This is a genomic window from Bacillus sp. I-2 (assembly GCF_001974945.1).
Classification (GTDB): domain Bacteria; phylum Bacillota; class Bacilli; order Bacillales; family Bacillaceae; genus Bacillus; species Bacillus safensis.
In genome coordinates this window covers 56,651-81,127 of the sequence record NZ_LZRW01000002.1, presented here as the reverse complement: position 1 = coordinate 81,127, position 24,477 = coordinate 56,651, and the positions used below count along the sequence as shown (strand labels likewise).

General features: G+C 40.2%; 26 protein-coding genes and 12 tRNA genes. 31 read left to right on the top strand and 7 right to left on the bottom strand.

Annotated features, from left to right (window positions below; genetic code table 11):
* Positions 1-45 precede the first annotated feature (45 nt).
* The 14 genes from BAE31_RS01125 (at position 46) to BAE31_RS01055 (ending at position 3,893) form a co-directional block, all read left to right on the top strand.
* Positions 46-122: transfer RNA gene (locus BAE31_RS01125), tRNA-Asp, on the top strand.
* An 18-nt stretch (positions 123-140) separates the two neighbouring features.
* A tRNA-Phe gene (locus BAE31_RS01120) sits at positions 141-216 on the top strand.
* 6 nt (positions 217-222) lie between these two features.
* Positions 223-295 (top strand) — tRNA-Thr (locus BAE31_RS01115).
* Positions 296-310: 15 nt separating this feature from the next.
* Positions 311-395: transfer RNA gene (locus BAE31_RS01110), tRNA-Tyr, on the top strand.
* A gap of 14 nt (positions 396-409) precedes the next feature.
* A tRNA-Trp gene (locus BAE31_RS01105) sits at positions 410-483 on the top strand.
* Positions 484-512: 29 nt separating this feature from the next.
* Positions 513-588: transfer RNA gene (locus BAE31_RS01100), tRNA-His, on the top strand.
* 9 nt (positions 589-597) lie between these two features.
* Positions 598-669: transfer RNA gene (locus BAE31_RS01095), tRNA-Gln, on the top strand.
* 7 nt (positions 670-676) lie between these two features.
* A tRNA-Gly gene (locus BAE31_RS01090) sits at positions 677-751 on the top strand.
* A 5-nt stretch (positions 752-756) separates the two neighbouring features.
* A tRNA-Cys gene (locus tag BAE31_RS01085) sits at positions 757-827 on the top strand.
* 14 nt (positions 828-841) lie between these two features.
* Positions 842-930 (top strand) — tRNA-Leu (locus BAE31_RS01080).
* 37 nt (positions 931-967) lie between these two features.
* Positions 968-1,049, top strand: a tRNA-Leu gene (locus BAE31_RS01075).
* Between the two features lie 479 nt (positions 1,050-1,528).
* Entirely contained in the window at positions 1,529-1,954 is a 426-nt protein-coding gene (locus BAE31_RS01065) for a hypothetical protein (RefSeq protein WP_041109819.1), read from the top strand.
* Positions 1,955-2,375: 421 nt separating this feature from the next.
* Positions 2,376-3,170 carry a phosphotransferase gene (locus tag BAE31_RS01060; RefSeq protein WP_041109821.1) on the top strand — a complete coding sequence of 265 codons (795 nt, stop codon included), beginning with the start codon at positions 2,376-2,378 and terminating at the stop codon, positions 3,168-3,170.
* Between the two features lie 18 nt (positions 3,171-3,188).
* Complete coding sequence (locus BAE31_RS01055) at positions 3,189-3,893, top strand: hypothetical protein (RefSeq protein WP_076839186.1); 705 nt, start codon at positions 3,189-3,191, stop codon at positions 3,891-3,893.
* A 34-nt stretch (positions 3,894-3,927) separates the two neighbouring features.
* Here the strand turns inward: BAE31_RS01055 and BAE31_RS01050 are convergent, their stop codons facing one another.
* The 5 genes from BAE31_RS01050 to BAE31_RS01030 form a co-directional block, all read right to left on the bottom strand.
* Positions 3,928-4,470, bottom strand: a complete 543-nt coding sequence (locus tag BAE31_RS01050) for a histidine phosphatase family protein (RefSeq protein WP_076839183.1) — start codon at positions 4,468-4,470, stop codon at positions 3,928-3,930.
* 62 nt (positions 4,471-4,532) lie between these two features.
* Positions 4,533-4,730 (bottom strand): hypothetical protein, encoded by a 198-nt coding sequence (locus BAE31_RS01045; RefSeq protein ID WP_041109825.1) that lies wholly within the window; start codon positions 4,728-4,730, stop codon positions 4,533-4,535.
* Between the two features lie 141 nt (positions 4,731-4,871).
* Complete coding sequence (locus tag BAE31_RS01040; RefSeq protein WP_076839181.1) at positions 4,872-5,141, bottom strand: hypothetical protein; 270 nt, start codon at positions 5,139-5,141, stop codon at positions 4,872-4,874.
* Positions 5,142-5,205: 64 nt separating this feature from the next.
* A complete protein-coding gene (locus BAE31_RS01035; RefSeq protein ID WP_076839180.1) occupies positions 5,206-5,895 on the bottom strand; it encodes a DUF1963 domain-containing protein in 690 nt (229 codons plus the stop codon).
* An 18-nt stretch (positions 5,896-5,913) separates the two neighbouring features.
* Entirely contained in the window at positions 5,914-6,717 is an 804-nt protein-coding gene (locus BAE31_RS01030; protein WP_076839178.1) for a DUF2262 domain-containing protein, read from the bottom strand.
* 541 nt (positions 6,718-7,258) lie between these two features.
* On the opposite strand from BAE31_RS01030, the gene ltaS reads away from it, so the two are divergent.
* Together ltaS and lepB are read left to right on the top strand one after the other, a co-directional pair.
* The gene (ltaS, locus tag BAE31_RS01025; RefSeq protein WP_024427404.1) at positions 7,259-9,202 is read left to right on the top strand and encodes a lipoteichoic acid synthase; all 1,944 of its coding nucleotides are present in this window, start codon (positions 7,259-7,261) and stop codon (positions 9,200-9,202) included.
* Between the two features lie 155 nt (positions 9,203-9,357).
* Positions 9,358-9,924, top strand: a complete 567-nt coding sequence (gene lepB, locus BAE31_RS01020) for a signal peptidase I (RefSeq protein WP_024425343.1) — start codon at positions 9,358-9,360, stop codon at positions 9,922-9,924.
* Positions 9,925-9,965: 41 nt separating this feature from the next.
* Here the strand turns inward: lepB and BAE31_RS01015 are convergent, their stop codons facing one another.
* Positions 9,966-11,261 carry a homocysteine synthase gene (locus BAE31_RS01015; protein WP_034624044.1) on the bottom strand — a complete coding sequence of 432 codons (1,296 nt, stop codon included), beginning with the start codon at positions 11,259-11,261 and terminating at the stop codon, positions 9,966-9,968.
* Positions 11,262-11,526: 265 nt separating this feature from the next.
* On the opposite strand from BAE31_RS01015, the gene BAE31_RS01010 reads away from it, so the two are divergent.
* From BAE31_RS01010 to BAE31_RS00955, 12 genes are all read left to right on the top strand, one after another.
* Positions 11,527-11,682, top strand: a complete 156-nt coding sequence (locus tag BAE31_RS01010) for an FbpB family small basic protein (protein ID WP_041109840.1) — start codon at positions 11,527-11,529, stop codon at positions 11,680-11,682.
* Between the two features lie 163 nt (positions 11,683-11,845).
* Positions 11,846-12,613, top strand: a complete 768-nt coding sequence (locus BAE31_RS01005) for an ABC transporter ATP-binding protein (RefSeq protein WP_076839177.1) — start codon at positions 11,846-11,848, stop codon at positions 12,611-12,613.
* A 29-nt stretch (positions 12,614-12,642) separates the two neighbouring features.
* Positions 12,643-13,620 (top strand): aliphatic sulfonate ABC transporter substrate-binding protein, encoded by a 978-nt coding sequence (locus BAE31_RS01000; RefSeq protein ID WP_481747476.1) that lies wholly within the window; start codon positions 12,643-12,645, stop codon positions 13,618-13,620.
* A complete protein-coding gene (locus BAE31_RS00995; protein ID WP_076839173.1) occupies positions 13,617-14,447 on the top strand; it encodes an ABC transporter permease in 831 nt (276 codons plus the stop codon). Before BAE31_RS01000 ends, BAE31_RS00995 begins: the two co-directional genes overlap by 4 nt.
* Before the next feature lie 17 nt (positions 14,448-14,464).
* A complete protein-coding gene (gene ssuD, locus BAE31_RS00990) occupies positions 14,465-15,607 on the top strand; it encodes an FMNH2-dependent alkanesulfonate monooxygenase (RefSeq protein WP_076839172.1) in 1,143 nt (380 codons plus the stop codon).
* 539 nt (positions 15,608-16,146) lie between these two features.
* The gene (locus tag BAE31_RS00985; RefSeq protein ID WP_024425336.1) at positions 16,147-16,359 is read left to right on the top strand and encodes a hypothetical protein; all 213 of its coding nucleotides are present in this window, start codon (positions 16,147-16,149) and stop codon (positions 16,357-16,359) included.
* A 115-nt stretch (positions 16,360-16,474) separates the two neighbouring features.
* Positions 16,475-17,221 carry an ABC transporter ATP-binding protein gene (locus tag BAE31_RS00980; protein ID WP_076839170.1) on the top strand — a complete coding sequence of 249 codons (747 nt, stop codon included), beginning with the start codon at positions 16,475-16,477 and terminating at the stop codon, positions 17,219-17,221.
* Positions 17,199-18,665 (top strand): hypothetical protein, encoded by a 1,467-nt coding sequence (locus BAE31_RS00975; protein WP_076839168.1) that lies wholly within the window; start codon positions 17,199-17,201, stop codon positions 18,663-18,665. Before BAE31_RS00980 ends, BAE31_RS00975 begins: the two co-directional genes overlap by 23 nt.
* A complete protein-coding gene (locus tag BAE31_RS00970; protein WP_044333672.1) occupies positions 18,649-19,554 on the top strand; it encodes a PqqD family protein in 906 nt (301 codons plus the stop codon). The genes BAE31_RS00975 and BAE31_RS00970 overlap by 17 nt, the downstream gene beginning before the upstream one ends.
* Complete coding sequence (locus BAE31_RS00965; protein ID WP_076839166.1) at positions 19,551-19,832, top strand: hypothetical protein; 282 nt, start codon at positions 19,551-19,553, stop codon at positions 19,830-19,832. Before BAE31_RS00970 ends, BAE31_RS00965 begins: the two co-directional genes overlap by 4 nt.
* 79 nt (positions 19,833-19,911) lie before the next feature.
* A complete protein-coding gene (locus BAE31_RS00960; RefSeq protein ID WP_076839165.1) occupies positions 19,912-20,595 on the top strand; it encodes a hypothetical protein in 684 nt (227 codons plus the stop codon).
* A gap of 127 nt (positions 20,596-20,722) precedes the next feature.
* Positions 20,723-20,796: transfer RNA gene (locus BAE31_RS00955), tRNA-Gly, on the top strand.
* Between the two features lie 98 nt (positions 20,797-20,894).
* On the opposite strand, the gene BAE31_RS00950 is transcribed toward BAE31_RS00955, so the two are convergent.
* Positions 20,895-21,491: a hypothetical protein gene (locus BAE31_RS00950; protein ID WP_249895831.1), complete on the bottom strand. Its 597-nt coding sequence runs from the start codon at positions 21,489-21,491 to the stop codon at positions 20,895-20,897.
* A gap of 83 nt (positions 21,492-21,574) precedes the next feature.
* Between BAE31_RS00950 and queG the strand changes: the two genes are divergently transcribed.
* The 3 genes from queG to trmL all read left to right on the top strand — a co-directional run bounded on the left by queG (position 21,575) and on the right by trmL (position 24,204).
* Entirely contained in the window at positions 21,575-22,723 is a 1,149-nt protein-coding gene (gene queG / locus BAE31_RS00945) for a tRNA epoxyqueuosine(34) reductase QueG (RefSeq protein WP_024427417.1), read from the top strand.
* Positions 22,724-22,784: 61 nt separating this feature from the next.
* Positions 22,785-23,687, top strand: a complete 903-nt coding sequence (locus BAE31_RS00940) for an amidase domain-containing protein (protein ID WP_076839163.1) — start codon at positions 22,785-22,787, stop codon at positions 23,685-23,687.
* Positions 23,688-23,730: 43 nt separating this feature from the next.
* Entirely contained in the window at positions 23,731-24,204 is a 474-nt protein-coding gene (trmL, locus tag BAE31_RS00935; protein WP_034282301.1) for a tRNA (uridine(34)/cytosine(34)/5-carboxymethylaminomethyluridine(34)-2'-O)-methyltransferase TrmL, read from the top strand.
* The last annotated feature ends 273 nt before the right edge of the window (positions 24,205-24,477 follow it).

Here is a 24,477-nt window from a genome sequence, read left to right as displayed (position 1 = left end):
AAACCCGAAGGTCGCAGGTTCAAATCCTGCCCCCGCAACCAAAATGGTCCGGTAGTTCAGTTGGTTAGAATGCCTGCCTGTCACGCAGGAGGTCGCGGGTTCGAGTCCCGTCCGGACCGCCATTTTTCAAAAGAATACATGGCTCGGTAGCTCAGTTGGTAGAGCAACGGACTGAAAATCCGTGTGTCGGCGGTTCGATTCCGTCCCGAGCCACCACTATTTGCCGGTGTAGCTCAATTGGTAGAGCAACTGACTTGTAATCAGTAGGTTGGGGGTTCAAGTCCTCTTGCCGGCACTGTTTTTCAAAAGTGGAGGGGTAGCGAAGTGGCTAAACGCGGCGGACTGTAAATCCGCTCCCTCCGGGTTCGGCGGTTCGAATCCGCCCCCCTCCACCATTTTTTGTTTTCATAGGGGCATAGTTTAACGGTAGAACAGAGGTCTCCAAAACCTCCGGTGTGGGTTCGATTCCTACTGCCCCTGCCAATTATACTTTATCATTCATTACATCTATGGCGGTTGTGGCGAAGTGGTTAACGCACCAGATTGTGGCTCTGGCACTCGTGGGTTCGATTCCCATCAATCGCCCCATTTTATTATTGGGCTATAGCCAAGCGGTAAGGCAACGGACTTTGACTCCGTCATGCGTTGGTTCGAATCCAGCTAGCCCAGTTGATGTGCGGAAGTAGTTCAGTGGTAGAACACCACCTTGCCAAGGTGGGGGTCGCGGGTTCGAATCCCGTCTTCCGCTCCAATAATGGCGGCATAGCCAAGTGGTAAGGCAGAGGTCTGCAAAACCTTTATCCCCGGTTCAAATCCGGGTGTCGCCTTTTTTGAAAAGACTGCCGGGGTGGTGGAATTGGCAGACACACAGGACTTAAAATCCTGCGGTAGGTGACTACCGTGCCGGTTCAAGTCCGGCCCTCGGCACCATTGTTTTTTAATATAAGATGCGCTCTTTAATGATCATGCCGGTGTGGCGGAATTGGCAGACGCGCACGACTCAAAATCGTGTTCCTCACGGAGTGCCGGTTCGACCCCGGCCACCGGTATCTATTTTTAGATATTCTTTATTGTTTACAGAAGAATTAAGAAATATCAACGTTTAAAACGTCTTTCTACAAATTGTAGGAGGGCGTTTTTTTATTTGTTTTTTAGCTGATTTTTCACACGACAAAATTACTTCAAATCGTGTTCACTGCTGAAAGGGGACCTAGCTAAATGGCAAGACGTAAAAATATTTTAGAACAAGTTGAATTGGAATTTTAGAAAAGGAAACTAAGTCTTATGTTGAATCATTTCGGAAAGCTATTGAATTATTTGTTTAGGACTGTGAGTAATAAATTTAAGGCGTTTCTTAATTTCCTAACAGCAAAAGGAATAAGTATTGCTGAATTAAAGCCTTACAATATGACAGAGGAACATATTAAGGAGATTAACTTTTACTTTATTGATGGTTACCTTATGATTAAACTAAAGGGGCAGGATAATTGAAGAAGGATTGGATAAATTGTACACAAGAGGTGTTGTAATGATTACGGTTAAAAATGCTGAACGTTATCTTAAAGATACCATTGGTGAAGATACCGATGATATAAAAAAGGTTTGGGAAATATTTAAGGCTTTTTCAAGGGAGACAGTTGAGGGCGAAGAAGATAAAGAAATTTTATTTCAGTGTGGTGTCTATGATTTTACAGGAGAGAAACTATTTCATTTTGACTTTGTACGTCAGTTTACAGTTTATGAAGAAGATGATTATTCTCACATGGAACAACTACACTGTGAATTTTTATTTAAACCAACAAGCGAGTTAAAAAAGTTAAAGGTGGTAGAAGAATGGTCAATGGATTATGACGATATCGATCATTTCTTTAATCATATTGAAGGTATTCATGAGTTTAAAATACCTTTGAGTTTAAAGCCGATAAAATCAGAAATATACCAAGAAGAACTTTAATTCTTATTTCATAAACGGGTGCTTTACTTTAAGAGGGTATACCTTTCCTTTTAGGAATAATTTATCATGGAGTGCCGGTTCGACCCCGGCCACCGGTATCTATTAAAAGTTTCATGATTGGTTTTTCCATGAACCTAACGTTTCACCCTTGTGGTAAAACGTTTTTTGTGGCTTAAATGAGTTATTTAGATAAAAATAGAAACCTATTAGAAAATAATGAGCATGTACTTCTTTTAGCAGAATAATCTTTAGATGATTTGCAACGTTTGATAAGATACATTTAATCATGTAAGGAAACAAAATGGGGCAGCACATTCACATAAAACAGTGTACTACCTTTGTGTAACTAAATGAATATTTGTGGGTACATACATATCTTTAGCTGACATCATCATTGTGACCCAGTTTGAGGGGAGAATTTATGAAAAAACAAAATGATTATGAGGAGTTATTGACAGGTGGCAATGTCTCGAACGTATATCGTTCTGGAGATACGGTTCGTCGAGAAGTAAAGTCAGACAATATCAATATACGAAAGCTGCTAAAGCATTTAGAAAAAAAGAATTTCTCCTATGCTCCAAAGTTTTTAGGGGTTGATGAACAAGGTAGAGAGATATTGTCCTTCATTGAAGGCGTAGCCGGTCATGATCCTTTAAAAGAATACATGTGCTCTCACCCTGCCTTAAAAGAAATAGCGAGAATGCTTAGACTGTATCATGATGCTGTTTGTGATTTTCCTATTTCAGACGATTGGGAACGAATGGACAATACGCCTAACAACATAGAGGTTGTTTGCCATAATGATTTTGCGATGTACAACATCATTTTCAATAATGAAAAACCAGTGGGTATCATTGATTTTGATGTAGCTGCTCCTGGTCCGAGACTATGGGATATCGCTTATACCCTTTATACATGTGTGCCTCTAAGTAGATTTTTTCGCACTGAAACAGGGGAGGTCGTAAATTATCTTTCATTAGACCATGCAGACCAGATAAAGCATAGAGTGAAACTGTTTTTTGAAGCTTATGGTGAGGAAATAGCAGAAGATTATTTGGATATGGTGCTGCTGCGTTTAGAAGGATTATGTCAGTATATGAAACGAAAAGCGAGTGAGGGGGATATCGCTTTTCAAAACATGATTCAAGAAGGACATCTTGAACATTATCAAAAAGACATTCAATTTATTCATAAATATAGAAAAGAATGGATGTAAAGAGGCGGCGTTGTGATCATGCAAACGAAGACGATATTACAGGCTATCATTCAAGACGAAGGAGTAAATGATTATCCTCTTTTTAGACAGTACTGTGTGAGAAAAGAACAGGGCCTGCGTAAAGATGCACTAAACGTTCTTCAGGCCTTTATTGAAGAGATGAAAGAGAACGATTTTGAAGTACAGCGTGAATTTGCTGCTTGGCTGTTTGAGTGGATTGAACGATTTGAGGATGGTCATCATCTGCTTGTGTATCCGCTGGTAAATGGGGTGATCCAGCCTGTTTTTCAAACGTGGGAGAATGTTGACCCATTGGATGTGAGACCGTATCGCTGGCAAGGTTTGTTTGTGCATCAGGGAGAAGGGCTGCCTCATTTATTGAAGGCACTAGAGCTTGGGGGCAGCAAGGAACAGCGTGTGATTGTTCAAATTTGTGAAATCTATTTATCGGCCTTGTGGTATTCGTTTCATCATATACATGAAGATCTTTATTTAAGCACCTATGAGAAGGATCAAGAGAGAATTCAGGGGATTGAACGTGTTATGATGCTGATTCAAGATCAAAGAACTCGTACGAATGTTCAAAGACAAGCCGCTTATTATGGCCAGCTTTTAACGGATTGGATGGCGTTTCAGCAGACGGAGACAAGAGGCTTTATGAAATGGTGTGCGGAGCGTAAGAAACCGTATGAGTGGGTAGAGTCCTTTTATTATCAGCAATAGTTGAGAAAACGGCAGAGTTCATTCTGCCGTTTTTTTATTGCCATATTCGCTTTGCTTCTATATGATCTGGACTAAAATATTTCAGGGTATAGACATCTGGATTGCTTAGTTTCTTCCACTCCTCGAATCCAATCGATGGATCGGCGTGTTTAAGAAGCAGGCTCATGATATTGCCATGTGTGACGAATAGGGTATAATCTTTTTCTAATTTTATTTGTTCGTGGAGTGCTTCTACAATACGATTCATGGCTTCTAAACTCGATTCTCCGCCTTCACAGGTCATATGTAAGTCTGTAAAACTGAGCTTTAGCTTCTCATACCAATTGTCTATTGGTTTGCTGCTTAATACACGTTCAGAGAGGCGCTGATCGATTTTTATCTCGAGCTGTTTTGTATGAGCAAGAGGCTCAATAGTTTGGATCGCTCGTTTATAAGGACTTGAGATAATTTGATTGAGATGAATGCTGGAAAAAAACTGTGTCAGTTCATGAGATTGAGTGATGCCTTGTGGTGTTAAAGCTGCATCTTTAGATTGTCCATCTGCTTGGCAGTGTCTGACGATATAATATGTTTTCATTGGCTACACCTTTCATTGAGTATAAAAAAATCATCCAGTATTGGATGAGGATTTACGAAGGTCTAGGTAAGCTTGTTCGTATCTGTTTCTTTATAGGGATCTGTGAGCTTGGAGGTCAGGTCTAGGTTGAACAAAAAATCATCGACGGTGTCTGTGCCAAAGGGAAGTGTGGAGAAGTTGATTGGGATGCTGTCTTCTTGCTTTTCTGAAGTGATTTGCTGTGCAGGCTGCTTTTTTCTCCAGTTCTTAAACAAGCGCATGTGAGGCCCCCTTTTCTTTGAAAAAGATGGATTTATACATAATATACGGGGAGAGTTGTCCAGGCGTCAAATGTTTTCTTCAAAAGGAACGATTCAATTGATAAACAAGAGCCACAGGAAAGTGCGGCTCTTGTTGTCAGTTTACATTGCGCGTTGTAATGCTTGCAGTAATTTACGTTCGCATCTTAAGTTGTAGCGCTTCTTATGGAGTTTCTCCGTTTTAAACCTGCCTATGACACGTCGAACATCGGAATCATAAATGATGAGGTCCCTGCAAGTTTGATCATGTAATAGTGTTTGAAACCAGTAATATTTTTTGAGATGCGCTGCGTTCTTCGAGATCTTCTCTTCATCCACTTGTAGAAAAGGGATATATACAGCAAGTGAAAAGATGTCTAAAATGAATCCCATTTTGCTTCCTCCTTTCATATTATTCATTACGCTTAGGAGCTGGCAAGGTTTCATTCAATAGACGTTAAAAACAATCCCAGTGCATAAACCATTCTTTTAATTCTTTGTTGTAATAGAAATACATCGTGCCGTTATCACCAATCATGAAACGAGGTTTTTCTTCTGAGGCGATTTGCAGCATGAATTCGCCTTGTTGTTGATGGGGCGGGGATTGAATATATGCCCCATATCCACCGATTTTTGTGAATGAATAATTTGTGTATTGATGAAAGAAGTGGTTAGTGGCTTCTTCACTTTCGTTGACTTCTGATAAATCGACGTATGTCCATGCTTCTTCCCAGCAAGGGAAGTCCCTTTGCTCACTTTCGTTCCATTGGATTTGAAAGGGTTTGAGTCCTCTCACTTCTTCAGGAGTTTCAGCTACTTCTAAACCTTCGATTGTTGAATATTCAATGAGCTGCCAGCCTTCGCCGTTTTTGGTGAGATCAATCGGAAGCGTTTTCTGATTGAGAAAAATTTGAATCAACTTACATTCATTGAAACCGTTCATTCCTCCTGGCACTTCTGGTAAATAAATTTGTACAATCGGAATCATGGCCCCATCTTGATCAGTCGGCCAGCCTTGATTAGGATCGATGAAAAAATGGCCTGCAAACCAGCTGTGTACAGCTGGATCAGGACGGAAGCCGCCAATTTTGGCGAGGGCTGGCGTTTTCCCAATTAGATTTAATTCTTGAAAAGCTTTGATTTCCATGGGTTATTCCTCCAGCCTTTAGCCTGCAATGTGGGCATCATGAAATGTGCCATTTATATTTCCTGTGACAATAATGACATGACCCCAAAATAAATCACCATCATGATAGTAGACTTCGAACTCTCCCTCAGGGTAAACATGCAGGCTTTCAAGTGAAATGCGGCTTATAAATTGATTCATTGTGAGTTCTTCTTGCTCTTCAGCTGATTCGTCTTGTTCCTGCCAATCCTTTGCTAGATCTATCAGCTGATTCGCGGCAAATGATTTAATAGAAGAATCCCATTTGGCTTGCTCTTGCATAAGTTGGTTTGCTGTTCGAAGAGAGTCATTTATTTTTTCATCTTCTTCGAGGTTAAAGTAGAGAAGGCACTCTTCATTGCTCCATTGGATCGTCTTTTCAAATAAGTCTAGTCCTTTCACTAATTCAAAGGTTCCAAGTGTATCATCATGATAAAACACAGGCTTTTGGGCTTCTTCTAAAATTTCTTGAAGCGCTTGATCCTGTGTATCTGTTTCGATCAAAGATACAAGCATGAATTCACCTTCGCCTTTTCGAACCTGAAGTGTAACGATTGATTCTTTATGTAATTGTGCCTGTTTTTCCCTTAATCCCTTATCATCTGTTAGCCAGCAAAGTCTTACATTTTCGGTTGTGATATGGCCGTTTTCCTTCCAAGCAATCAGTGGAATAGAAGCGGTCCAAAGAGGTGCCTGTCCTGCTTTTCCTGCTCCTACGCCAGAAGGTCCTGTAACAGCAATGATAGTGACTACATCTTCTGAAAATCTCTCTTCAAAAGTGTTGATTTGTTTGTTCATCTTCATGTGATGTCCTCCAGCCTGATTTTTTTCTCATGAACATATAAGTGTTGCGATCAAGTTCTACCTCTTTATCACACCGCACATCAGTAGGGGAAATCAAGTTTTTTTTGTTTTAAACTGTTTTTTTAGGGAGGTACATGGATTAATGGAGGTTGAGTCACAATAAAAGAAGCAAGGATCGAATTTTGTATAAATTTGGGTAAATGAGTCGAAAAGCCTAGGTGATTCTTCCTTTTCTTTATAATTACTTTGACACGAATAGATGAAAAAAGTAAAGTAATACTGAGTGATTTACAAAACCTTCTTCATCCACTAAAACATGAAGTGTGCGTAAATTTAATGTAAATGGATATTTTTCCTTTTATTTACTCGTATTTTTTTTGAAACTTATGATGCCTCTCATTCGTTATATTAAAGGAGCGCATGTATCCGGCGGAGACAGAGCATCGGCATGCTTGGCGAAGAAGATTTACATTTGCAAAATGAATGTAAATTTTTTATGATTTCATTTATATCAGAACGATGATAAGAAAGAAGAGGTTTTATGAAAAAAATATTTGCAAACAAATATAGCTTTTTTGTTTTGGCTGTCCTTTTATTCTGGGCTAAATCGTACACAGCCTACAAAATGGACTTTAATTTAGGAGTAAAAGGTTCTTTTCAAGAGGGGCTTCTCTTATTGAATCCATTTAGTTCAGCCATCGTGTTTTTTGGACTTGCTCTCTTTTTGAAGGGGCGTAAATCTGCCATTGTTTTAATTGTTATTGATTTTATTATGACCGCACTTTTATATGCGAATGTAGCGTATTACCGTTTCTTTGATGACTTTTTGACTTTCTCAACAATGAAGCAGGCAGGAAATCTTGGGGGAGGGATGACTGGCGGTGTGCTAGCAAGCATTAAGCCGCATGACCTTTTATACTTCCTTGATATTATCATCTTGATTGCGATTGTCATTTGGAGACCAGAAGTGAAGAAGTTCCAAATGAAAAAGACGTTTGCACTGCTGATTGTAGCTGCAGGTATTGGACTGTTCTTTGTAAACCTTCATTTGGCTGAAAAGGATCGTCCAGAATTATTAACGAGAACCTTTGATCATAAGTATGTTGTCAAATACTTAGGTGTTTATAATTATACGATTTATGATGGGGTACAAGCAGCACAAAACGCAACACAGGTAGCAAATGCAAGCAGTGAAGATTTAACGGATGTTGTGAACTATACGTCTTCTCACTATGCGAAGCCAAATGCAGAGTATTTTGGGAAGGCAAAAGGCAAAAACATTATTAAAATTCATTTAGAAAGCTTCCAGTCTTTCTTAATTGACTACAAATTAAATGGAGAAGAAGTGACTCCATTCTTAAACAAACTGGCTCATGGGAAAGACGACTTTACGTATTTCGATAACTTCTTCCATCAGACTGGTCAAGGGAAGACATCAGATGCTGAGCTGATGATGGATAATAGTATGTTTGGCTTGCCAGAGGGAGCAGCATTTGTGACAAAGGGTGAAAATACCTTCCAATCACTACCTGCCATCCTAGATCAAAAAGCAGGCTATACGAGTGCAGTACTTCACGGGGACTATAAATCTTTCTGGAACCGTGACACGATTTATAAACATATGGGAATTGATCAATTCTTTGATGCTTCCTATTACAACATGGATGAAGAAAACCTTGTGAATATGGGTCTGAAGGATAAACCGTTCTTCAAAGAATCAATTCCAATGCTAGAATCAATGAAAAAGCCATTTTATGCACATTTAATGACACTGACAAATCACTATCCATTTAATTTAGATGAAAAAGATGCGACAATTGCTAAGGCAACAACTGGCGATAAAACAGTCGATAACTATTTCCAAACAGCAAGATATTTAGATGAGTCATTAGAGCAATTCTTCAAAGACTTGAAAAAATCAGGTATGTATAAAGACTCAGTCATTTTATTATATGGTGACCATAACGGTATTTCTGAGAACCATAACCGTGCAATGAGTGAAATTCAAGGGAAAGAAATCACTCCTTATCAAAATGCACAAAACCAGCGTGTTCCGCTCATGATTCGTATTCCTGGTAAGAAGGGCGGCGTGAACCATACGTATGGTGGTGAAGTCGACGTTATGCCAACACTTCTTCACTTACAAGGTATCGATTCAAATGAATTCGTGAATTTTGGAACAGACTTATTCTCTAAAAAGCATGATGAGACTGTTGCCTTCCGTAATGGAAACTATGTGACACCGAAATACACACTTGTCGATAATACCGTTTATGATACGAAAACGGGTAAAGTGGTGAAACAAAATAAAAAGACAGAGGCGATTAAAGCCCGTGTTGATAATCAGTTAAGTCTTTCAGATAAAGTGCTCTATAGGGATCTTCTTCGATTCCATAAGTTATCTGATTTCAAACCAGTGAATCCATCGGATTATTTCTATGGAAAAGCAAACAAAGAAAAAGAAGCGGATTCTTCTGCTAACTAACTGAGTTTTGGGCAAGCACAGAAAGGTGCTTGCCTTTTTCTCTCTCTTCGCTTGATTTGTTGGCAAAATATGTTTATATTTAGGGAGAAACAAGCGTGACGCCGGCTGGTAGCTGGTGACACACATTTCGTCCTTGGGGAATTCAGGAGGAGCTTATGACAACAAATACAAAAACACAAAAAAAGAAATCAGAATTATGGGGCTGGATCAAAGCCATCTTAATCGCATTTATTGCTGTTTTTATCATTCGGAACTTTTTATTCGCGCCATACATTGTCAAAGGATCTTCCATGTATCCGACATTGCATGATACAGAGCGGGTGTTTGTGAATAAAACGGTTGATTATTTCGGTGATTATAAACGGGGACAGATCATTGTTCTTGATGGGGAAGACCGCAGCACTCATTATGTCAAACGATTGATTGGTTTACCTGGTGATAAAATTGAAATGAAAAATGATCAGCTATATGTTAATGGAAAAAAAGTGGCGGAGCCTTACTTAGCATCAAACAAAAAGAAAGCAGCTGCAGATGGCACCTTGCTGACACCTGATTTTGGCCCTCTGACTGTTCCAAAAGGAAAGTACTTTGTCATGGGGGACAATCGTCAAAATTCAATGGACAGCCGCAACGGCTTAGGTCTTTTTACAAAGCGTGATATTCAAGGAACTACCTCATTTGTATTTTATCCTTTCCAAGACATTCGATTACTCAATCATTAATAAACAATAAAAAAGCACACGGCCGTGTGCTTTTTTCTATGTCATTCAGACTGACTTTTTGTAATCGCCTGTTCAAGATCTGCAAGAATATCTTCAATCGCTTCTGTTCCAACAGATAAACGAATGAGCTCTGGTGTGACACCTGTCGCTTTTTGTTCTGCCTCGCTTAATTGCTGATGCGTTGTGCTGGCAGGGTGAATGATGAGGGATTTAGAATCGCCCACGTTTGCGAGATGGGAGAAAAGCTGCACAGAATCAATGAGCCTTTTACCTGCTTCGCGTCCACCTTTAATACCGAATGTGAGGATTGCGCCTTGTCCTTTTGGTAAATAGGTTTGAGCAAGCTCATAGGATTCGTGACTTTCAAGACCCGGATAGCTTACCCAATCGACAAGAGGGTGATCCTGTAAGAATTGTGCTGTTTTCAAGGCATTTTCACTATGCCGCTCAAGACGAAGATGTAATGTTTCTAAGCCCTGCAGAAGTAAAAATGAGTTGAATGGTGACAGAGCTGCCCCTAAATCACGTAATAGCTGTACTCGTGCTTTTGTGATATAAGCCGCTTCTCCAATCGCTTCTGTATAGGTCAGACCGTGATAGCTTGGATCTGGTTCAGTCAGTCCTTTGAACTTATCGCTGTCAGCCCAAGGGAATCGGCCGCTATCAACGATGACGCCGCCAATTGATGTACCATGACCGCCAATAAATTTCGTCGCTGAGTGGACGACAATGTCTGCACCAAACTCGATAGGTCTTAATAAATAAGGGCTGGCGAGCGTATTGTCCACAATAAGCGGGATATGATGCTTGTGTGCAATGGCTGAGATGGCTTCAATATGTAAAATGTCGCCTTTTGGATTTCCAATGCTCTCTGCATACACTGCCTTTGTTTTGTCTGTGATCGCCGCTTCGAGTTCTTCAAGGTTGGATGAATCGACGAATTTTACTGTAATTCCGAGTTTTTTGAGTGTATGGGCAAATAAATTGTAGGTGCCGCCATAAAGACTGCTTGAGGATACGATTTCATCTCCGGCTCCTGCGATGTTTAAAATAGAATAAGTCGTCGCTGCTTGTCCAGAAGAAACAGCAAGTGCACCAATTCCACCTTCAAGCTCAGCAATACGCTTTTCAAATACGTCATTTGTAGGGTTCATAATACGTGAATAAATATTTCCCGGTTCCTGAAGACCAAATAAATTCGCTGCATGCTCACTGTCTCTAAAACCAAAGGAGCTTGTTTGGTAAATAGGCACGGCTCTTGAATAGGTTGCTGAATCAAGCTCCTGACCTGCGTGAATGGCTTTTGTTTCTAAACGAAATGGACGTTCTTCTGACATGGGTATATCCTCCTTTTGTTAGATAAAACCAACTGTTTTGATAAGAAATATTTAATAAGACTATAAATCTTGTTCCCTGCTCGGTCAATCATTTTTTAGATAAATCTGAAAAAACAATAAATATAGTTGACAGGTAGGAATAGTGTGTATTAACATGAGCATACTGAAAAGACGAACAAGAATGGCTGATCGGTCAACCGAAGGCTCTATCACTCAAGCATGAGTGAAGAGCCTTTTTTTATTTGAATGAGAAAGGATGATGAAGATGGAAAAAAAGAAAAAACGAAAAAAATACAGAAAACACATGGATATCACACTAGACATATTGATTGAGCGGAACAAATATGAGATTTACAGCAGCAAGGAACGAATAGAATCGATTTACGATCGGATCGATGAAAAGCATACAAGGACAAAATAACCATTTTATAAATTTGAGTTGATTTATGGGATTGATATGATTTAGGATGGTGCTAACAAATCAATATGATTAGCTGATCGGACAACGCGAAGGCTCTTATCTCTTTTTTGGGATAAGGGCCTTTCTGTGTATTTATCTGATCGTATGAGGAGTGGAGGTTTCAATGACGATTTCAATTGATATTGTGGATAAATCCTTTTGGAAAGACAAACAGACCATTCGGGTACTTGAAGACTTAAGATTGAGCATTATTCCCGGTGAATTTGTAACAGTGATAGGTCCGAGCGGATGCGGGAAAAGTACATTGCTAAAAATCATAGGCGGGCTCGACACAGCGTATGATGGGCAAATTTTGATAGGAGACAGACGGGTCGCAGAACCAGGAATGAAACAAGGCTTTATCTTTCAGGAACACCGCCTGTTTCCATGGCTGACGGTTGAAGAAAACATAGCGGCCAATTTCAATTTAAAACAACAGGATGTACGCCGCAAAGTGGATGAATTGATTGAAATTGTTCGATTAAAAGGATTTGAACATGCTTATCCACATGAGCTTTCAGGAGGAATGTCACAACGGGTTGCCATTGCGAGAGCACTCCTTCGTGATCCGGAGATCTTATTGCTTGATGAACCATTTGGTGCGCTGGATGCATTCACACGAAAACACTTGCAGGATGTGCTGCTGGACATTTGGCAGGAGAAAAAAACAACGATGATGCTCGTAACTCATGATATTGATGAATCGATTTATTTAGGAAATGAAATTGTGCTCTTACAAGCGAGACCTGGCCGAATCCATAAGATTCTTCCTGTGAACCTGCCTTTTCCGCGTGATAGAACGTCAGCCGCTTTTCAAAGCTTAAGACAAAAGGTGCTTTCAGAATTTGAGAAAACAGATGAATTGTTACTAACCCATGGATCAGGGATTTAGGGAGGGGAAATCGCATGAAAAAGAAACAGATGATCGTTATCTTTTTGACTCTTCTGCTTGTTTTAGCAGGGTGTGATCAAGCAGCAGACGGCTCAGAAAACAATGTGAAAGAAATTCGGATTGGGATTCAGCAAAGTTTGAGCCCGCTGCTTTTAGCAAAGGAAAAGGGGTGGTTTGAACAATCATTTGAAAAAGAAGGAGTGAAGGTAAAGTGGGTGGAGTTTCAAAGTGGCCCTCCCCAATTTGAAGGACTTGCGGCAAATCAATTAGATTTCTCACAAGTTGGAAACTCACCTGTCATAGCAGGTCAGGCTGCAGGTATTGATTTTAAGGAAATTGGTTTATCTCAGGATGGGCTGAAAGCGAACGGTATTTTAGTGAATAAGAACAGTGAGATTCAAAAAGTAGAAGACTTAAAAGGGAAAAAAATTGCTGTCGCTAAAGGGAGCAGCGGCTTTGACTTTTTATACAAAGTATTAGATCAGGCAGGTTTATCTGCGAAGGATGTTCAGATCATTCAGCTTCAGCCAGATGAAGCGATATCAGCATTTGAAAATGGGTCCGTTGATGCTTGGTCGATCTGGGAGCCGTTCTTATCACTTGAAACGATAAAGAAAGGAGCAAAGCTGCTGGTGAATGGGGAAGCGACCGATTTATATTCTCCAGGTTTCACACTTGTTCGAACTCAGTTTGCTGATCAGCATCCTGAACTAGTAGTGAAATTTTTAAGGGTATATGACCATGCGGTGAAGTGGCAGAAATCACATCCAGAAGAGGCTGTTACTCTATATGCGCGTTTAAAAAATTTAGATAAGAAGGTCGTCACACAAGTATTAAACAATACGGAACCACTCAATAAGCCCATTTCGAAGAAGATCATCAATGCTCAGCAGCATACCGCTGATTTTCAATATCAAACAAAAGCGATCCAGCGGAAAATTGATGTCAATCAGGTTGTAGAAAATTCGTTTATTGAAAAAATGCTAAAAGAGGAGATGAATAAATGAAAGCTATTTCGAATCCGGCTTTAGCATCTGAAATCGAGCGAACAAAGAGAAAAAGGAGAAAAGCTTTATCTTTATATAAGTTAAAGGGACTGGTATTACCTGTTCTACTTATTGCGGTTTGGCAGATCATAGCTGGTTCTCAAATCGTTTCTTCCACTGTCTTGCCTTCGCCCGTCTTGATTGCAGAATCCTTTCGAGAGTTGATTCGTTCTGGTGAACTGTTTGGCCATCTATACATCAGCCTTTATCGAGCGATATGTGGATTTTTACTTGGTGGAGGCTTAGGTCTTATGCTGGGTGTATGCGTAGGATTTTCTAAAAAAACAGAGCAGTATGTAGATCCGACCTTGCAAATGCTGAGAACCGTTCCACATTTAGCGGTCACTCCTTTATTCATCCTCTGGTTTGGCTTTGATGAAACGGCGAAAATTTTATTGATTGCACTTGGGGCTTTTTTTCCGATTTATATTAATACGTTTCTAGGTATTCGCAGTGTAGACAATAAGCTGTTTGATGTGGCTCGCGCCTTAGAGTTTAATGTGTATCAAAGCATCACAAAGCTGATTTTACCGGCTGCTCTTCCTCATATTCTTCTGGGCGTGAGACTGTCATTAGGAATTGCTTGGCTTGGTTTAGTGGTAGCTGAGTTGATGGGTTCAAGCAGCGGCGTCGGCTATATGATTATGGATGCAAGGCAATTCTCCCAAACGGATAAAGTGTTTGTAGGAATTATCATCTTTGCAGTAGTTGGTAAGCTGACAGATTCATTTGTACGTCTGTTAGAAAAGCGTCTGCTCAAGTGGCGCACTAGTTATCAAGGTGAATAATAACAGGGGGCGATGTCATGAATATTTTATGGTTTATTCCAACGCATGGAGACGGCCGTTATTTAGGATCAGCAAAAGGGGCAAGACAGGCAGACTATCCATATTTTAAACAGATTGCTCAAGCAGCTGATCAGCTTGGTTATACAGGGGTCTTGCTGCCTACTGGGAGATCATGTGAAGATCCATGGCTGACGGCAGCTGCTTTAGCTGCGGAAACCACTCATTTAAAGTTCCTCGTGGCTCTTAGACCAGGGCTGATGCAGCCGTCTGTTGCTGCTAGAATGACTTCTACGTTAGATCGTCTTTCAGGCGGGAGACTGCTGATTAATGTGGTAGCAGGGGGAAGTAAAGAGGAGCTTGAAGGGGATGGGCTGTTCATTTCTCATGATGAACGCTATGAGGCAACAGAAGAGTTTTTGACAATTTGGAAGCGGTTATTGAAAGGAGAAAATGTACAATTTCATGGCAAACATCTACAAGCGGAGAATGGCCGTCTGTTATTCCCACCAGCTCAAACACCCCATCCACCAGTCTTTTTTGGCGGATCATCATCAGCAGGAATTCAAGCAGCCGCCAAGCATACAGATGTCTATTTAACTTGGGGCGAACCGCCTGCACAAGTAAAAGAGAAAATTACACAAGTGAAGAAGCAGGCTGAAAAGGAAGGAAGAACGGTGAAGTTTGGCATTCGTCTTCATGTGATTGTGAGAGATACCGAAGAGGAGGCATGGCAGGCAGCGGAACATCTGATTCGTCATTTAGATCAAAAAACAATTGATGAGGCGCAAAAAGTGTTACAGGGGATGGACTCAGTAGGTCAAAGACGAATGGTGGAATTGCACCAAGGGAGGAAAGACAAACTTGAAATCAGCCCAAATCTTTGGGCAGGCATTGGTTTAGTACGCGGCGGTGCAGGAACAGCACTCGTCGGAGACCCGCAAACAGTAGCAGATCGTATCATAGAATACCAGTCTCTAGGCATTGATACATTTATATTTTCTGGATACCCGCACCTAGAAGAAGCTTATTATTTAGCAGAGCTTGTTTTCCCGCTCCTTCCATTCAAGAGATCAGGGGCTACAGGACTCTCTGTGCCAGCTGGTGAAATCATTGGGAACAATCATTTCCCAGATGCTGCCTCTGCTGCTAGTTCCTCATAAATATGAAAAAGCAAAGCAGTCTGCGGTGGCTGCTTTGCTTTTTTTATAGAATAGCGGGAGCCTTATGTTGTGTACTGCTGAACAAAGTAAGGGCTTTTTTCCCAATCGCTTTTCTTGTATATACACATTTATAGAGTCAAGAAAAGAAGGGAAATATGCCCACTCTTTTATCAGAATGATCAGTAAATATTTCATAATTGGCATTATTGCGACATAAAATCAGGACTTTTTTATCTGATATATCGGGGGAATTCTTTCTATCTCACAAAAAAGAAAGAATAAATATGATAGATGATAAATATGGACTATTTGAAAAAAAGAAGAAAAAAGATGGTGCAAATGACATTAAATGGGTTTTGTGGTTCTTATGGGGTGTCAAAATCTAGTAAATAAGAGAGGGTTTAAACGGATGAAAGTGAATAATTGAATAAAAAGTCACATTTTAATCAAATGTATGTTCGGTCAAAAATGGGATGTTCTGTAGATGTTTGGAGTGTGACGCCTATGATACGATCATCATAAGCTGGGAGGTGAAAAGTATGACTTATGCAGCGCCGCAAGTTGACTATTCCACTATGGAACCTGCTATTATGGACCAAGCTTGGTTCTTAGTATTTGTTGCTGTCCTTCTTGGATTGGGAGCAACAGTCGTTCTAGGAGCAGCAGTTTGGTGTATCGCAAACGGCAAGGGTAGCTTTACAGGAGCCGTTCAGTGGGAAAGTGGCTTAAAAGTCAAAATTGAATGTAAGTAGCTATACTTAGGATTCATCTTTTTACTTCTTAGATAAGACACCAGGGCTAAACCGTCTGTGGCGGGCGGTTTAGCCTGATCTGTTTTTAAAGAATATGCAGACACTTGGAGGTTATATGTTTACGATCGAGAATTTAACCAAGACGTATAAAAATAACGTGACTGCTGTCAATGATTTTCATTTAAAGATCGACCCTCATCAAATCGTTGCTGTTGCTGGACCGAATGGTTCGGGTAAAACAACGATGATTAACTGTATACTCGGCATTATTAAGCATACAGAAGGAAGGATTCACTTGCAGGACGTCCCAAACGATGAACCATCCTTTAAAAAACAAGTAGCCTATGTTCCAGATGACCTGCTGCTCCCTGAAGCATTGACTGGTGCTGAATATTTAGATTTTGTTTCTTCTATGTATGAATGTAAAACAATTCACAGAAGAAATCAACTAATTGAACTGTTTGATATGGACTCGGCTTTATCAAGACCGATCGAAACCTATTCACATGGGATGAAAAAAAAGACACAGCTGATTGCTGCATTTATGCTTGATAGTCAATTGGTGATCATGGATGAGCCCTTTAGAGGACTTGATATTGAAGCGGTTATAAACACAAAGAAACTGATGAAGCGGTATGCCAAGCACCATGGTGCGATCTTGCTTTCAACGCATGATATGCTTTCAGCGGAAGAGCTGTGCCACAAAATCGCCATTATTTCTAAAGGAAATAAAATGGATGAAGGGACGGTCTCAGCCTTAAAGGAGAAGTATCAATCAAGCACATTGGAACAGGTGTTTCTGAAAGCTTCAATGTTAAGTGATAGGGGTGCACATTTTGATGAAATCATTAATCATTTCTAAAATGATGCTTAAAATGTGGCAGCAGGAGATGTATAAGCTCTTTGATACTCAAACGAAGCGGATCATTGTGGTCTTATTCTTTTTGTTTGCCATCACAATGGGAGCCATTATCGGATACAGCTTTACAGGTGTCTTTATGAAGGCTTTCTTAAATGGAGATGAACGTTCACTTGGATTACTTGTCGTGTCAATGGCGATCAATGCCTCTATTTTTACAAGCTTGTTATTCGTTTTGATCAAGGTCAGAACACCTGAACAAGACCGGTTTTCTATGCAGCTCAGCTGGTTCCCGCTCTCTACCTTTCAGAAAAGTTTTGGATACTTCATTCCGATGGTGACAGTGGTGGCAGGGCTTGTTTTATTTTTTATCGGCATCCTGCTTTTACCTAATTTTATTGCCCAGGGAATTGGTATTTTCTTTATCTTTACTTTCTTTTTGATGGTGCTTTTGCAGTCGCTTTTTGTCTTAATGCTGCTGCAGTTTATTTACAATATCACTTATTTACTCGTTTTGAAATTAAGATTACCGTTGCAAAAATTTGCAGCGATATTTGTTTTATTGGCACTGGTTGTCACGTATGGATTGACGCACTTTGATATTAGCCAAATTCAGCAATCATATATTCAGTTTGATTATCATTTGATGTATTTGACAGCTCCGTTTTTCCTAGCGGCACAAGGAATGCCTCCTGAAGGAGTAAATTATGCCATCTTGATTCTGATCATCCTCTTATCGGCAGGCGGCGCATTTCTTTCTCTTGCGATGATGCCGATTATGGCAGAGAAAAAAGCGTTAACCTTTTTACACAAGCTGCCATTCTCTTCTTCAAAAAAGTGGTCACTTATTGTGAAGGAAATGAAATCACAGGTGCGAAATGAAGAAAATATTTTAAATTTTCTTATTCTCCTTATTGTGATCTTATTCGTTCGTTATCAATTTGGATTCCGCTTTGAAGAAGAAGCATTTTTTGTACTATGCGCTCTTGCTGGATTAACAGCCTTCAATTCGTTTGGCAATGATAAACGAATGCTGGGCATGTATAAAACATTTGGTCTGAGATCGTGGGAAGTGGCTTTGTATAAGTTTATCGGCCTTCTGCTCGTTGGTGTACTGCAAATTGTTTTATTCATGCTGACAACGCTGACGCTTCCTGATCAGATTTGGCACACATTGATTGGTGCCGCTGTGTTATGCAATGCGACTGCGCTCTTTTATGTGGTAGGTATTTTACTTCCTCTTGATCGAAACAATCCCTATACAGGCATTTTTTCATTTGGAGCGCTTATTTTACTCATGATTCCGATTGTTTTTATTGGAAACTATGTCATAGGGGCGTCGAGTCAAACGCTTCAATGGCTGCTTGTGGCTGCATTTGAGGGTCTGCTCATCTTTGCCATATACAAAGGTTTTTCATGGAGGTATTCACATGATTCAACTTCTTAACAATAAGCTAAAGATTGAGCGGGTACCGGCACTAGCGCCGTATGTGACCTTACAAAAAAGGCATCTCACGGATACGCAGTATGGAAGCACACTCCCGATCAATGAAAGTGCCTATCATATGTTAACGAAAGTGGACGGTAAAAGAACAGAAGCGAGTATTACCGCAGAGCTCGCCGATTTGTTTCAGGTCGATGAGTCGGTGATTGCTCGTGATTTTTATCAGCTGATGACGGGATTGAATCAGCATCACTTGCTATCAATTCATTATCATTCACCATATCGGATTGTGACAGCCTGCTGCCAATTTTTCAAGCAGTATCAAGTCAAAATGAAGGAACGATTTGATTGTACTGGTCACTCGTTCCTTCACATTTTTGGGACGGCTTTGCTCATGGTGACACGTAAAATCATCTTTTTCTGGATGCTTTTCATGGTCATGGCAGGGATCGCTTTTTTATTCATTCCTGATCCGTCGATTGCAGCCATTGCGATTTATTTTACGATTATTTATTTCGGGTTAATTACCGGAACCGCTTTACATGAAGCGGCACATGGCTATGCGCATCGAAAATTTGCAGGACGAGATGGTCCTCAAGGCTTTTTTGCGAGTGACATGATGTCAGTGAAGTTTGTAAGACCCGTATTAGATCCATTTCAGAAAAAGCAGGTATGGATTACGCTGCTTGGACCGCTTGTTCCCGGTGTGATTGGCGCAGCAGGCATCATTGTGACCATTTTATTTCTAAAAGAAAACCCGGTTTCGACAGCTTTTTTCATTTTTTCAATCACGTATTTTATTCAATTACTCTATCTTCTTCCGTTTATGGGGGATGGTAAGTCCATTATGAAGCAGCTATTGCTTGGGGGAATGGGAGGACAACGATCATGAACGTACAGGCGATGAAACAAGGCGCGATAGTTGGTAGTTTTCTAGGGTTCTTAGGCTTTCCGATGCTGACAATCGGCGTACTATTCTATCATTTATTTCAATCAAAAACGAATGATGCTTTATTATTTAACAGTCTCGCTTTTGAGATGGAAGGCTCATCCGCATTTACTTTTCAGATCAAGCCAAACTTTTTTATTTATATGATGGTGATTTTTGCTGTGAGTTTTCTCATGGTGGCATTCCTATCAGCCATGAAACAGAAAAAAGCAAAAGGTTAGGAGAATTCTCCTAACCTTTTTTTGTATTCCGACCAAATTTTAGTATAATAAGAAATAAAAAACATCAAAGGGGATCACAATGTTTAAAAAATGGAGCATTCTTTTATTCACAGTTTTTCTATTAGCAGGATGCGGCGAGAAGGCCGAAGAAACCACGACGACAGAGAAGACGGTATCAGAAAAACCAGCAACAGAGAAAAATAAGGAAACATCAACTCACGATAAAGTAACCGTTGAACCAATGAAACTAACAAAGAGTGAAAAAAATCTTTTGGATGTAATAACAGCAGATAAACCCGAATTAATGATGACAGTGCAGGGGCTTAATGCAAGTAATAAAAGCGTTTCCTTAATCGGTGTGCATTACAAGGATGGGCAATTACTGAAAGAAGACACAAAAGATCTCACCATTAAACTTCATCAAAATGGTGTCGATAAGAGTGTGAATTTTATCTACCAGCTAGATGAGGAAAAAGATGATTTGTTAAAAGCAGCGTATGGCTTTTGGATAGAAAAAGAGAATAATGAACTAAGGAAACTCTCGACTAACATGGATTTTAAACAGGACGTGGGAGGAAACCTAATGATAAAGCAAGCAGAACCTTTTCACATGACTCCTGGAGAGAAAAAATTAATATCAATAACCATCACAACTGGAGCTAAATCATCAGTTCCTGGTTTAATAGAATTTGAAAAGAACCCTAAAAAGAATTTAAAGAAAGTGAAGCATGCCCATTTGGTGTATTTGCATTTAGATAAATAACTATCGTAATATATACGGAGAATATGAAGTTTTTTGACGAAAAATCTTCATATTCTCTTGACGAATTGTTAAGAAAGTTGTAACATAATAAAAGTCAACGCGATGACGTTGCTTTTAAAAGATTGATGCGGGTGTAGTTTAGTGGTAAAACCTCAGCCTTCCAAGCTGATGTCGTGAGTTCGATTCTCATCACCCGCTCCAATACATAATTTTGTTTATAACGCAGTATTTCGTTTCTTAGATAAACGAAGTGTTGCGTTTTTTATTATGTCAGTATAATGTGAAAAAGCACTGTCAGGCTACAGTGCTTTTTCAATGAGTTCATATTTGCTTTCTCCGCCATGTATTTGTACAAACATCTTCGTCAAGGATTGAATAAGAGCTTCACTCTTTTCCCGGGAAATAGATGGCGGGAAAAGGATGATTTGAAGAATGTTCTTTGTGTCGTGAGAAATTTGTGCTTTACTTGCTTCAGAAAATAATCCATTCAGTCCTGCGCTGTCCTGCCATTCGATGTGACCAGCCTCTTGTTTTGCCAGTGAAAGTGGTCCTTTGATGCGATCGGCATCTAAAGTCAGGATAGGTAAGAAATATTTTAGTGAGAAAAATATCGACAAATCCTGTACGGAATTGGTCGAGTCAATGAATTGTTCCTTTTGGATGTCAGAAAGAAGTGGAAGGAAAGGAACGTCTTTTAAAAGATCCGTCCATTCTTTGATGGCTGATACTTCTTCTAAGACTTTATCTTCGTATTCAAAAAATAAAGATTCTTGAAACAGGCGTAATCGGCCTTTTAACATTTGAGGTGATGTACCCACTTCAATATGAGAATATTCAATCTGTCCAACATGGATAGACGGGTTTTGAGGATGAGAAATTTCCATATGTATCTTCACAGTGACTCACTCCAATCGGTCATGATACACTCGTATTATACTGAAAACAACAGAAGAAACAAAGAAAGGAGGTTTGCAAGGTGATTCATGTTGGAGAATTAAAAGAAGAATTGATTCAATATGCGAAAGAAATTGGTGTCGATAAAATTCGATTTGCAAGTGCCGATACATTTGATTCATTAAAGGACCGTCTCATCTTACATGAATCGTTAGGGTATTTGTCAGGCTTTGAAGAGCCTGACATTGAAAAACGGACAAACCCTTCTTTGCTGCTTCCGAAGGCCAAATCAATTGTTGCGATAGCGCTCGCGTATCCTTCCAAAATGAAAGATGCTCCTCGAAGTACAAAGGATGCGAGACGGGGGATTTTTTGCAGGGCTTCATGGGGAACGGATTATCATGTCGTGCTGAAAAAAAAGCTCGATATGCTCGAGGAATTTTTGCGAAGCAAACATGTCGATATACGGACAAAATCAATGGTGGATACAGGAGAATTGTCTGATCGTGCTGTAGCGGAACGTGCTGGCATTGGTTTTAGTGCAAAAAACTGTATGATTATCACGCCAGAGTTTGGATCTTATGTGTATTTGGCTGAAATGATCACAAATGTCCCATTTGAACCGGATGAGAAAATTGAAGACCAGTGCGGAACTTGTAATAAATGTGTGGATTCGTGTCCAACGGGTGCGCTGGTGAATCCAGGACAGCTGAATTCTCAGCGGTGTATTTCATTTTTAACGCAGACAAAAGGCTTTTTACCTGATGAGTTTCGTTCGAAAATAGGGAATCGATTGTACGGGTGTGATACATGTCAAACTGTCTGCCCGATCAATAAAGGAAAAGACTTTCATCTGCATCCTGAAATGGAGCCAGACCCTGAAATTGCGAAGCCGCTGTTAAAGCCGCTTCTGACGATCAGCAATCGTGAGTTTAAGGAAAAATACGGTCATGTTTCAGGTTCATGGCGGGGGAAAAAGCCCATTCAGCGGAATGCAATTTTGGCACTCGCTCATTTTAAAGATACATCTGCCTTACCAGTATTAATTGAGTTGATGCACAAGGACCCAAGACCGGTCATTCGAGGAACGGCTGCATGGGCAATTGGCAAAATTGGTGATGATCAGCAGCTCCCAGAGCTGGAAAAGGCCCTTGAGCGGGAAAGTGATGAAGAAGCGAAAGAGGAGATTGTGAAAGGGATTGAGCTCCTGCAGACACCTTTAAATACTAAATAACATCCCTGTGAACATAGAATGAACCAAACAAAGATTTTAAAAAATGTTTGGTGGTGTCTGTGTGAAACAATTATTAGAGAAAACTTTAGAAGACAGGCTGGCGTATTTAATCAATGACCGTGCAATCAAACAGCCGCAGCTTATGTCTGATGTGGAAGCAGTAGAGCGGAAAAAAGAGCTTTTTGCTAGAAGACAGGTTGAGATTGTGAAGGCGAAAGCAAAAACAAAACTTCTCGATTCAGCCCTTCAAGATGATGGGGCTCAGCATGTGCAGTACCTTGCTCATCTCACATATGTATGCAAGGATGTAGACGATTCTTTTTATTTAGAGGAACAGGTGGAAAAAAGAGAAGCATTTCTTTATAACAACATGCTTGTCAAAGATCGGATGATGTTAGAAGAGCGGCAAATGGAAGAGTATTTGGATGAGCGCTTTCAGACCGAAGAACAATTTGGGAGAGCCTTTCATTATGACCGGCGGGCGGCCGTGAAGTATGCGGAGACATATTGGAATAAACGGAATCCAGCCTATAAAAACTTTGAAGATAACTGTACAAATTTTATTTCACAATGTTTGAAAGCAGGGAATGCGCCAACGAGAGGGTATCCGAACCGCGGGTCTGGCTGGTGGGTGCGTCCGCATACGTGGAGCTATAGCTGGACGGTGGCTCATTCGATGAAAAATTATTTAGCGAATTCAAAAGCGGGTTTGAGAGCAAAGAAACTCAAAGAAGCGCACGAGCTTCAAATTGGTGATGTCATTTGCTACGATTTTGAAGGTGATGGAAGGTATAATCATACAACCATTGTCGTTGATCATGACAAAGGAGGAATGCCTCTTGTGAATGCACAGACGTATGACTCCCGCATGCGTTATTGGTCATACGAGGATTCGACTGCCTATACACCTTCTATTCGATATATGTTTTTTCACATTCTGGACGATGCCGCGAAGGATAGTTAGTGGTATAATGTTGAGCGGAAAAGAAAATTAGAGGTGAACTTTTTTGGGACTTCATGTCGTTTTATATCAACCAGAGATTCCAGCTAATACTGGAAATATTGCGCGTACATGTGCAGCAACAAATACAACCCTTCATCTGATTCGTCCGCTTGGTTTTTCGACAGATGACAAAATGCTGAAGCGTGCAGGACTCGATTATTGGAAATATGCCAATGTGGTCTATCATGATTCACTTGATGAATTGTTTGAGGCACATCCGAAGGGGCAATTTTTCTATATCACTAAATTTGGCCAAAAGCCGCATACAACATTTGATTACTCTCAGCTGGATGAAGACTATTTCTTTGTGTTTGGAAGAGAGACAAGTGGATTGCCAAAAGATTTGATTGAACAAAATATGGACCGTTGTCTTCGATTACCGATGACAGAGCATGTTCGTTCTCTGAATCTGTCGAATACGGCAGCCATTCTTGTATATGAGGCACTTCGCCAGCAGCAATATCGCGATCTCATATAAGATCATGATAAAAGCCGAGATACTGAACTCGGCTTTTTTATGTGAAATCACTTTTTTTGACATGTTGAAAATGAAAAGGATGTTCCGCAAATGGAACATCCTTTTTTTTCATTTACCAGGCTTGCCTTCGTAGCCAGCAGTGAAAATGGATACTAAAAACGTAATGATGACGCCCATCATAATGACCGTTCTCATATAAGCTCCCCCTTATCCCTTTGTTCCGTTCGCTGCCTGTTTCATATGATGTGAAGTTCACCTTGAAAAGCAGGAGAA

What these genes read in the sequence shown, in the direction of transcription:
- BAE31_RS00970 (WP_044333672.1), top strand. Translation starts at nt 18,649, where the DNA reads ATGATTCAACTTCTTAACAATAAGCTAAAGATTGAGCGGGTACCGGCA.
- BAE31_RS01010 (WP_041109840.1), top strand. Translation starts at nt 11,527, where the DNA reads ATGGAAAAAAAGAAAAAACGAAAAAAATACAGAAAACACATGGATATC.
- BAE31_RS01005 (WP_076839177.1), top strand. Translation starts at nt 11,846, where the DNA reads ATGACGATTTCAATTGATATTGTGGATAAATCCTTTTGGAAAGACAAA.
- BAE31_RS01040 (WP_076839181.1), bottom strand. Translation starts at nt 5,141, where the DNA reads ATGGGATTCATTTTAGACATCTTTTCACTTGCTGTATATATCCCTTTT.
- BAE31_RS01015 (WP_034624044.1), bottom strand. Translation starts at nt 11,261, where the DNA reads ATGTCAGAAGAACGTCCATTTCGTTTAGAAACAAAAGCCATTCACGCA.
- BAE31_RS00965 (WP_076839166.1), top strand. Translation starts at nt 19,551, where the DNA reads ATGAACGTACAGGCGATGAAACAAGGCGCGATAGTTGGTAGTTTTCTA.
- ltaS (WP_024427404.1), top strand. Translation starts at nt 7,259, where the DNA reads ATGAAAAAAATATTTGCAAACAAATATAGCTTTTTTGTTTTGGCTGTC.
- lepB (WP_024425343.1), top strand. Translation starts at nt 9,358, where the DNA reads ATGACAACAAATACAAAAACACAAAAAAAGAAATCAGAATTATGGGGC.
- BAE31_RS01060 (WP_041109821.1), top strand. Translation starts at nt 2,376, where the DNA reads ATGAAAAAACAAAATGATTATGAGGAGTTATTGACAGGTGGCAATGTC.
- BAE31_RS01050 (WP_076839183.1), bottom strand. Translation starts at nt 4,470, where the DNA reads ATGAAAACATATTATATCGTCAGACACTGCCAAGCAGATGGACAATCT.
- BAE31_RS01055 (WP_076839186.1), top strand. Translation starts at nt 3,189, where the DNA reads ATGCAAACGAAGACGATATTACAGGCTATCATTCAAGACGAAGGAGTA.
- BAE31_RS00980 (WP_076839170.1), top strand. Translation starts at nt 16,475, where the DNA reads ATGTTTACGATCGAGAATTTAACCAAGACGTATAAAAATAACGTGACT.
- BAE31_RS01065 (WP_041109819.1), top strand. Translation starts at nt 1,529, where the DNA reads ATGATTACGGTTAAAAATGCTGAACGTTATCTTAAAGATACCATTGGT.
- BAE31_RS01000 (WP_481747476.1), top strand. Translation starts at nt 12,643, where the DNA reads ATGATCGTTATCTTTTTGACTCTTCTGCTTGTTTTAGCAGGGTGTGAT.
- BAE31_RS01045 (WP_041109825.1), bottom strand. Translation starts at nt 4,730, where the DNA reads ATGCGCTTGTTTAAGAACTGGAGAAAAAAGCAGCCTGCACAGCAAATC.
- BAE31_RS00995 (WP_076839173.1), top strand. Translation starts at nt 13,617, where the DNA reads ATGAAAGCTATTTCGAATCCGGCTTTAGCATCTGAAATCGAGCGAACA.
- BAE31_RS00985 (WP_024425336.1), top strand. Translation starts at nt 16,147, where the DNA reads ATGACTTATGCAGCGCCGCAAGTTGACTATTCCACTATGGAACCTGCT.
- BAE31_RS00975 (WP_076839168.1), top strand. Translation starts at nt 17,199, where the DNA reads ATGAAATCATTAATCATTTCTAAAATGATGCTTAAAATGTGGCAGCAG.
- BAE31_RS01030 (WP_076839178.1), bottom strand. Translation starts at nt 6,717, where the DNA reads ATGAAGATGAACAAACAAATCAACACTTTTGAAGAGAGATTTTCAGAA.
- ssuD (WP_076839172.1), top strand. Translation starts at nt 14,465, where the DNA reads ATGAATATTTTATGGTTTATTCCAACGCATGGAGACGGCCGTTATTTA.
- BAE31_RS01035 (WP_076839180.1), bottom strand. Translation starts at nt 5,895, where the DNA reads ATGGAAATCAAAGCTTTTCAAGAATTAAATCTAATTGGGAAAACGCCA.
- BAE31_RS00960 (WP_076839165.1), top strand. Translation starts at nt 19,912, where the DNA reads ATGTTTAAAAAATGGAGCATTCTTTTATTCACAGTTTTTCTATTAGCA.